Raw genomic sequence first — 7,884 nt, forward strand, 5'->3', positions numbered from 1 at the left:
CGGGCAAGTCGGGGCGCCGAACCGCCGCTCCCACAGGGTACGCGGCGCGCTTGCGAAATCAGTTCTCTGCACGACAGCGCAGCCCGGCAGGGCTGGGTGAACTCCTACAGGTCCGTGCTGAATCAACAGGTTATGTGCGGCTCCAGGAGAGCGGCCTAGACCCCTTCGATAAACCCCACCACCACGCTCTTGATGATGAACGCCAGCACACCGAGCCCGAGTACGAAGAACAGGATCAGCGTGCCGAAGCGGCCAGCCTTGGACTTCTTCGCCAAGTCCCAGACGATGAAGCCCATGAAGCCGATCAGTACGCTTACCAGGACGATCATCATCCATTCTTCGAATACGGCGGGATCCATCTGTTCTCTCCGGGCAGGCTGAAAACCTGATCATACGCCGGGCTGGCGCAAATTTAACGAAGGTGGGTCAATGGCAGCTCGGTGCTGGCCAGGACCTGGTTGAGCACAAAGCTCGAACGCACGCTGGTGACGCCTTCGATGCGGGTCAGGCTGCCAAGCAGCAGTTTCTGGTAGTGGTCCATGTCCGGTACCACGACCTTGAGCTGATAGTCGGCGTCCATCCCGGTCACCAGGCTGCATTCGAGCACCTGCGGCAGGCTGCGGATCGCCGCCTCGAAGGTCTCGAAGCGCTCCGGCGTGTGGCGGTCCATGCCGATCAGTACGTAGGCGGTCAGGCTCAGGCCGAGCTTCTTGCGGTCCAACAGCGCGACCTGGCGGGAGATGTAGCCGTCGTCCTCGAGCTGCTTCACTCGGCGCGAGCAAGGCGAAGGGGACAGGCCGATGCGCTCGGCCAATTCCTGGTTGGAGATGCGCGCGTCGCGCTGCAATTCGGCGAGGATGCTCAGGTCGTAGCGGTCGAGCTTGCTCATGGAACGGGCCTTTTCTGTTCGAATTGCTGTGGATTATCGATCCGAGGTGAAAAATTGCGCAAGTGCTATTTATCAGAGCAATCTTCGCAATCCTGTGTCGTGCCTGCGGGCGTATCTTTATCACCAGAATCACTGCCCGGACATCAGTCCACGGCGATGCGCCCCAGACGGGCCGTCGCGGCCAGCGATCCAACAGGATCCGCCAGGCCCCCGGGCTACGCACCGTTCAGAAAACGGTGTGAGGTGAGCCGGTGTCACAAGCACCGAGCACGGACAACAATTCCCAAAGGGAGGCCATCGGGCCTCCCTTTTTTATTTGCCTTGTGGCCGACCGACGCGCTTTCATGCAACCGAACGCGGCTGGGTTGATCCAACATTGGGTGGGCAGTCAAGCTGTCGGCTATTTCATCAGCCGATCACCGGTGCCGGGATAGACTGGGCCGGTAAGGTCTGCGTATCGAGCGAGAGGAACAACATGAGGTCGCGCATCTGGCAGTTGGCAGGTGTTGGTTTGCTGAGCATGGGCATCAGCCTCGGCGTGCTAGCCGAAGGGCCGGGCGATGGCCCGCAGGATGGCCATGCTGGTGGTCGCGGTTCGCCGCTCAACTCGCGTGACGAGGTTCGCCAGACGCAACCTGCGCGGCCGGGCAACTATCAGGATATTCCGCGCCGCCCAGGCGATGGCCGGCATTGGCAGGCCGGCGGCCCAGGACAGCGGCCAGGGGGCAGTTGGGATGGGCGCCCAGACGGGCATGGCAATGGCTGGGGGCCGGGGCCGCAGTATCGGCCAGGTCACAGTGTCGAACGGTTCCCGGATCGCTACTGGCGCGTGCCGTACCGTGGGCAGGATTACTTCTATTCCGGTGGCTACTGGTACCGTCCCCACGCTGGCGGTTACGTTGTGGTCACGCCGCCTTACGGGGTGCGTGTCAGCTACCTGCCGTCCTATGCGCGCGAAGTGTGGGTGGGGGGCGCGTTGTTCTTCCTGGTGGCCGATACCTATTACCAGTACCTGGCCGACAGCCAGGAATACGTGGTGGTCAACCCGCCAGCGGCGCCATCACCAGCGCCAGCGCCAATGCCCCAAGGCTATGACGTGATTGCCTATCCGCTGTATGGCCAGGGGCCTGAACAACAGGAGCAGGACCGCTACCAGTGTCATCGCTGGGCCGTGAGCCAGTCCGGCTTCGACCCGGCCACCGCCACCTATGCCCCGCCTTTGCAGGTGGCTGATAGCTACCGCCGCGCCCTGGGGACCTGTTTGAGTGGGCGTGGCTACAGCACCAACTGAGGCCGCTACACCGGGTCGGCGTGAACCATCACGTCGGCCTTTGGGTAATGCTCGCGAATCACCTGGGACGCCTGCACGCACAGCGCATGGGCCTGGTGCAGCGGCAATACACCTGGCAACTCCAGGTGCAGTTGCACGAACCACTGGCTGCCCGAGACCCGTGTGCGCAGTTCATGCACCCCTTGTACGCCTGGAATCGCCAAGACCAGTTCGCCCATGCGCTCGCCAATGTCGGCGGGCAGTTCCTTGTCCATGAGGATTGCCGTGCTTTCGCGGGCGATCTGCAAGGCGCTCCACAGGATGTACACGGCGATGCCCAAGCCGAACAGCGCGTCCAGCTGGGGCCAGCCGAAGCGCGCCAGCAGCAGGGCGAGCAGGATGCTGCCGTTGAGCAGCAAGTCGGAGCGGTAGTGCAGGGAGTCGGCGCGCACGGCGGTCGAACCGGTGGCGCGGATTACCTTGCGTTGGAACGCCAGTAGCGCCAGGGTCAGTACCAGCGAGAGCAACATCACGCCGATGCCGGCGCCGGTGTCGCCCAACGGTTGCGGTGATTGCAAGCGCTGCACCGCGCTCGCCCCGATCAACACCGCACTCACCCCGATGAACAGCGCCTGGGCCATGCCCGCCAGCGCTTCGGCCTTGCCGTGGCCGAAGCGGTGATCGTCATCGGCAGGGCGCAGCGCGTAGTGCACTGCGAGCAGGTTCAGAAACGACGCCATGGCATCGAGTGCCGAGTCGGTGAGCCCGGCCAGCAGGCTCACCGAGCCACTGAGCCACCAGGCCACGGCCTTGCTAAGTACCAGGATGCTGGCCACCGTGAGGGACGCGCGGGTAGCCAAGCGCAGCAGGCGTTGGTGTTCGGTGGTTACGGTCATGCTTGGGGTCTACGCGTAAGGTGGATCAGGCGGAGGGTACCAGGCCCAGCGCGGCCAGTTGCTCGACGCTGCCGCGGTGCTGGATCAGCCGTGGGTCGTCCAGCGGCAGGCGCTGGCCCAGTTCGCTTTCGAGGATAGCTTGCAGCTTGAGGTTGTCGACCTGACCGTCGGCCTTGATTGCGGGCTTGAGCTTGGCTGGGTCGATCTGGGCGCTCTTGCCGCCGGGGTAGTAGATGGCGCCGGTGGCAAAGTCGATACCGAACGCGATCAGGCCAGGAATCACGTAGAACAGGATACCGATGGCGTCCATTGCCACCACCACAGGGTCGATCTTGCCTTCGATCTGGCCCCGGCGATCAGGGTAGAAAATGGTGCCGCAGGCCGTCAGCTGGGTCAGCAAGGTGGCGATCAGGGCGCCGCCAATGACGCGGGAAGGGATGCGCATGTTTCTCTCCGGGAAGTAGCACGACTAGAGGGCGGGCATTCGCCACGCCTGAGACTCAGACCATGATTGGGCCAGCTCGGTTCGCCGTTATACTCGGACGACTGTTCGAGGACCACCATGATTTCATTACCGATCGACGTTGTACTGCCTGATTTGCGCCGCGCCCTGAGCCAACGAGACGAAGCCGTGCTGGAGGCGCCCCCTGGCGCCGGCAAGACCACCCGCGTGCCGCTGGCCCTGCTTGACGCGCCGTGGCTGGCCGGGCAGACCATCGTGATGCTCGAACCCCGGCGCCTGGCGGCCCGCGCGGCAGCCGAACGGCTGGCCAGCGAGCTGGGTGAGCCGGTGGGTGAAACCGTGGGCTATCGCATCCGCCTGGACAGCAAGGTCGGACCGAAAACCCGCATCGAAGTGGTCACCGAGGGCATCCTCACCCGCCGCCTGCAAGCGGACCCGGCGCTCGAAGGCGTGGGCCTGCTGATCTTCGACGAGTTCCATGAACGCAGCCTCGACGCCGACTTGGCCCTGGCCCTGAGCCTCAATGGCCGTGCATTGCTGCGCGACGAGCCGCTGAAGATCCTGCTGATGTCGGCGACGCTGGAGGGCGAGCGACTATCACGCCTGCTTGACGACGCACCGGTGGTCAGCAGCCAAGGGCGCATGTACCCGGTGGATATCCGCTGGAGCCGACCGTTGCAGCCCGGCGAGTTCATCGAGCCGCGGGTGGTCGATGGCGTGTTGCAGGCCCTGGCCACCGAGGCCGGCAGCCTGTTGGTGTTCCTGCCTGGGCAGGCCGAGATCCGCCGAGTACACCAGGCCTTGCAGGACGCGTTGGGCGAACGCCCGGACGTGCTGCTGTGCCCGCTGCACGGTGAGCTGGAGTTGAGCGCCCAACGTGCGGCCATTGAGCCGGCGCCTGCGGGCCTGCGCAAGGTGGTGCTGGCCACCAACATTGCCGAAACCAGCCTGACCATCGAGGGGGTGCGTGTAGTGATCGATGCCGGGCTGGTGCGTGTGCCGCGTTTCGATCCGGGCAGTGGCATGACCCGCCTGGACACCCAGCGTATCTCCCGCGCCAGTGCTACGCAGCGCGCGGGGCGTGCCGGGCGCCTGGAGCCCGGCGTGTGTTTGCGCTTGTGGTCCGAGGCGCAGCACGAACAACTGGCCGCCCATGGCAGCGCCGAGATACTCCAGGCGGACTTGGCTGGGCTGGCCTTGCAACTGGGGCGCTGGGGCGTGCCGCCGGAGCAACTGAATTGGCTCGACCAGCCGCCGTCGGCGGCCTACGCCCAGGCCCAGGACCTGCTGGCGCGGCTGGGTGCCTACAAGCCCGGCAGCCGCGACAACCTCAGCGCCCACGGCCAGGCCATGGCCGAGCTACCAGCGCACCCGCGCATCGCCCATCTGTTGCTACGCGGTCAGCAAATGGGGCTGGCCGAGATGGCCTGCGATGTCGCGGCGCTGCTGGGCGAACGTGACATTCAGCGTGGGGGCGGCGCCGACCTGCACACCCGCCTGAGCCTGATCAGCGGTGACGGCAAGGCATCGCGTGGCGGGCAGGGCGGTGTGCAACGTGCGCGTCAGTTGGCCCGGCAGTACCGTGGCCAACTGCGTGGCAAATCCGCTGCACAGGTCGCCGATCCCGACCACCCGCGCTGGCTGGGCGCGTTGCTGGCGCTGGCCTACCCGGATCGCGTCGCCCAGCAGCGCCGTGCAGGGGGCGCCGAATATCGCCTGGCCAACGGCCGCGCGGCGTTGTTCGGTGAGGCCGACGCGCTGATGAAGCAACCCTGGCTGGTGATCGCCGACCTGGGCAGCCGTCAGGGCCAACGCGAGGAACGCATCTACCTGGCCGCCGAGTTCGATCCGGCGCTGTTCGATGAGGTGCTCGCCGAGCAGGTCGAAACCCTTGACCTGCTCGATTGGGACGAGCGTGAGCAGGTGCTACGTGCCGAGCGCCAGCGTAAGGTCGGCGAGTTGGTGCTCAGTCGTGAACCGCTGCCGGGCCTGGACGATGAGGCCCGCGCCCGCGCGCTGCTTGGCCTGGTGCGGCGCAAAGGCCTGAACCTGCTGAACTGGACCCCGGAGCTGCGCCAGTGGCAGGCGCGGGTGGCGCTGCTGCGTCAGTTGGATCTGGACAAGGACGGCCACAGCGAGTGGCCTGACCTGGGTGACGAGGCGTTGCTGGGCAGCCTGGAAGACTGGTTGCAGCCCTACCTGGGCAAGGTTTCACGGCTGAGCCATTTCGCGGCGCTGGACCTGTCGTCGATATTGCGCAACCTGCTGCCCTGGCCGTTGCCCCAGCGCCTGGAAGAACTGGCGCCCGCGCACCTGAGCGTGCCGTCCGGCTCGAACATCCGCCTGGACTACAGCGAACACCCGCCGATTCTCGCGGTACGCTTGCAGGAGCTGTTTGGCCTGGCCGACACCCCGCGCATCGCCGGCGGTCGCCAGCAGGTCAAGTTGCACCTGCTCTCACCTGCGCGGCGGCCGGTGCAGGTGACCCAGGACCTGGCGAACTTCTGGCGCACCACCTATGCCGAGGTGAAGAAGGATTTGAAGGGTCGGTACCCCAAGCACTACTGGCCGGACGATCCGCTGGTGGCCGAGGCCACGGCGCGGGCCAAGCCGCGCGGTACATGAGGGCGGCGTGACCGCCGCCTCGCGGATCAGCGCGCGAACGCTAGCCCGCCTCGGGCCCGGCTTTGCCTTCGAGCAACATGAACAAGCGGTACAGCACCACCGTGCTGAACAACTGCAAGAAGCCGCTGAGGCTGTCCAGCAGCAATTGTGCGCCCGGTTGCGGGTCGGGGATCAGCGCCATCAGCAGCCCGTCGATCAGCCACAGCGGCGCCAGCACCATGAGCATGCACAGCATGATGCGCAGGAAGTGCCCGGTGGTCATGCTCGCGCTGGTGCGCATGGCCTGCATCACCGGCAGGCCGCGCAGCACCAGCAGGTACTCGGCAAACACCAAGTTCACCATGATCCACACACCGGGGAAGATGAACAGTGCCAGGCCCGCCATGATCAGCAGCGAACTGATGAGGATCAGCAGCGCCAGCGCTGGCCACAATTGCACGGCGCGGGCGAACAGGTCGCGCTTGGGCACTGCCTGGCCATTGCTGCGCGTGTCGAGGTAAAGGATCAGCGCCGCGCTGTACAGGGGGTAGACCAGCAGGCTGACCAGCATGCCGTAAACCGGTGAGGCCGATTCGCCGAGCTGGCGGTAGAGCAATTGGGTACCGAGGGCTTCGATCACCACCAGCGGCAGGCACAGTTGCAGGATGCCGACCAAGTGGCGGCGGAAGAAGTACAGGGAGTCGCGCAGAACGCTCAGGGGATTCATCGGTCAACATCGCATGGCAGAAAAGCAGGGCGTAACTTTAGCCCAGACAGCCTGCATGCTGAAAAAAGTTTCATGCCCAGGGCGATTGAATCGCAGCGTACCGCGCCCCATCTTTGAGGCTGTCCGATGTCCTGTTCAGCGCACGAGGTTGCCCCGATGAACACTGAAGAACAAACCCTGATCGACGGCCTGTTCGGTCGCCTCAAGCAAGCCGAGGATCCCGCCCAGCCGCGCGATGCCCAGGCCCAGGCGCGCATCGATGAGCACCTGCGCCAGCAGCCGGCAGCGCCGTACTACATGACCCAGGCGATTCTGGTGCAGGAAGCAGCGCTCAAGCGTTTGGACGAGCAGAACAAACAGCTCGAAGCCGAACTCAAGCAGGCCCGCGCGCAACTGGAGGCGAGCCGCTCCAGCCCCGCCAGCAGTGGTGGTGGCTTCCTGTCCGGGCTGTTCGGTGGCGGTGCACGCAGCCCTGAGCCGCAGCGCTCGGTGGCTCCGGCGCCGGCCTCAGCCGGGGGCTGGCGCGAGCCTGCCGCGCCTGCCTATGCGCCGCCTCCGGCGCCGCAGCAAGGCTTCGGTGCGGCGCCCGCCCGCAGTGGTGCGAGCAGCTTCCTCGGCGGTGCCATGCAGACCGCGGCGGGCGTTGCGGGTGGCGTGTTGCTCGCACAAGGCATCAGCAGCCTGTTCAGCCACCATTCGCAGCCTGACGAGATCGTCGAGGTGATCAAGGAAGCGCCTGCCCCGGCCAGTGACCAGGGCGGCTGGAACGATCAGGACAGCCAGCGCCAGGTAGCCGACAACAGCGGTTGGGGCAATGACCAGGGCGGCTTCGCCGACACCGACTACAGTGCCGACGATGGCGGCTTCTTCTCGGACGACGACTACGTCTGAGGGCTCTGGCATACTGGCTGTGCTTGTCGCGGGGGGGGCCCCCCCCCCCCCCTGGGGGGGGGGGCCCCCCCGGCATTTACCCCCCCACCCCGGCCCCACCGGAGAAAAAAACCACGGTGGCAGCCGGGCGCAGACCAAACAAAA

At 65.8% G+C, this 7,884-nt stretch carries 8 protein-coding genes; 3 read left to right on the forward strand and 5 right to left on the reverse strand.

All coding sequences use genetic code 11. From position 1 onward, the window contains the following. Window positions 1–155: 155 nt before the first annotated feature. Together ACNFIC_RS23750 and ACNFIC_RS23755 are read right to left on the reverse strand one after the other, a co-directional pair. Window positions 156–359 carry a DUF2788 domain-containing protein gene (locus ACNFIC_RS23750; protein WP_416782269.1) on the reverse strand — a complete coding sequence of 68 codons (204 nt, stop codon included), beginning with the start codon at window positions 357–359 and terminating at the stop codon, window positions 156–158. A 53-nt stretch (window positions 360–412) separates the two neighbouring features. Next, window positions 413–889, reverse strand: a complete 477-nt coding sequence (locus ACNFIC_RS23755; RefSeq protein ID WP_011535815.1) for an Lrp/AsnC family transcriptional regulator — start codon at window positions 887–889, stop codon at window positions 413–415. A gap of 475 nt (window positions 890–1,364) precedes the next feature. On the opposite strand from ACNFIC_RS23755, the gene ACNFIC_RS23760 reads away from it, so the two are divergent. After that, window positions 1,365–2,180 carry a DUF6515 family protein gene (locus ACNFIC_RS23760; RefSeq protein ID WP_416782271.1) on the forward strand — a complete coding sequence of 272 codons (816 nt, stop codon included), beginning with the start codon at window positions 1,365–1,367 and terminating at the stop codon, window positions 2,178–2,180. Window positions 2,181–2,185: 5 nt separating this feature from the next. Here ACNFIC_RS23760 and ACNFIC_RS23765 read toward each other — a convergent pair whose 3' ends face one another. Next, complete coding sequence (locus ACNFIC_RS23765; RefSeq protein ID WP_416782273.1) at window positions 2,186–3,055, reverse strand: cation diffusion facilitator family transporter; 870 nt, start codon at window positions 3,053–3,055, stop codon at window positions 2,186–2,188. 25 nt (window positions 3,056–3,080) lie between these two features. Further along, window positions 3,081–3,500, reverse strand: a complete 420-nt coding sequence (locus ACNFIC_RS23770) for a polyribonucleotide nucleotidyltransferase (protein ID WP_138221422.1) — start codon at window positions 3,498–3,500, stop codon at window positions 3,081–3,083. A gap of 117 nt (window positions 3,501–3,617) precedes the next feature. Between ACNFIC_RS23770 and hrpB the strand changes: the two genes are divergently transcribed. After that, complete coding sequence (hrpB, locus tag ACNFIC_RS23775; protein WP_416782274.1) at window positions 3,618–6,143, forward strand: ATP-dependent helicase HrpB; 2,526 nt, start codon at window positions 3,618–3,620, stop codon at window positions 6,141–6,143. A gap of 40 nt (window positions 6,144–6,183) precedes the next feature. On the opposite strand, the gene ACNFIC_RS23780 is transcribed toward hrpB, so the two are convergent. Continuing rightward, window positions 6,184–6,849 carry a hypothetical protein gene (locus tag ACNFIC_RS23780; RefSeq protein WP_138221424.1) on the reverse strand — a complete coding sequence of 222 codons (666 nt, stop codon included), beginning with the start codon at window positions 6,847–6,849 and terminating at the stop codon, window positions 6,184–6,186. A gap of 156 nt (window positions 6,850–7,005) precedes the next feature. On the opposite strand from ACNFIC_RS23780, the gene ACNFIC_RS23785 reads away from it, so the two are divergent. After that, window positions 7,006–7,740: a DUF2076 domain-containing protein gene (locus ACNFIC_RS23785; RefSeq protein WP_416782275.1), complete on the forward strand. Its 735-nt coding sequence runs from the start codon at window positions 7,006–7,008 to the stop codon at window positions 7,738–7,740. Window positions 7,741–7,884: the final 144 nt, after the last annotated feature.

Origin of the sequence: Pseudomonas sp. NY15463, from assembly GCF_048068415.1 — a bacterium.
GTDB lineage: Bacteria > Pseudomonadota > Gammaproteobacteria > Pseudomonadales > Pseudomonadaceae > Aquipseudomonas > Aquipseudomonas mosselii_C.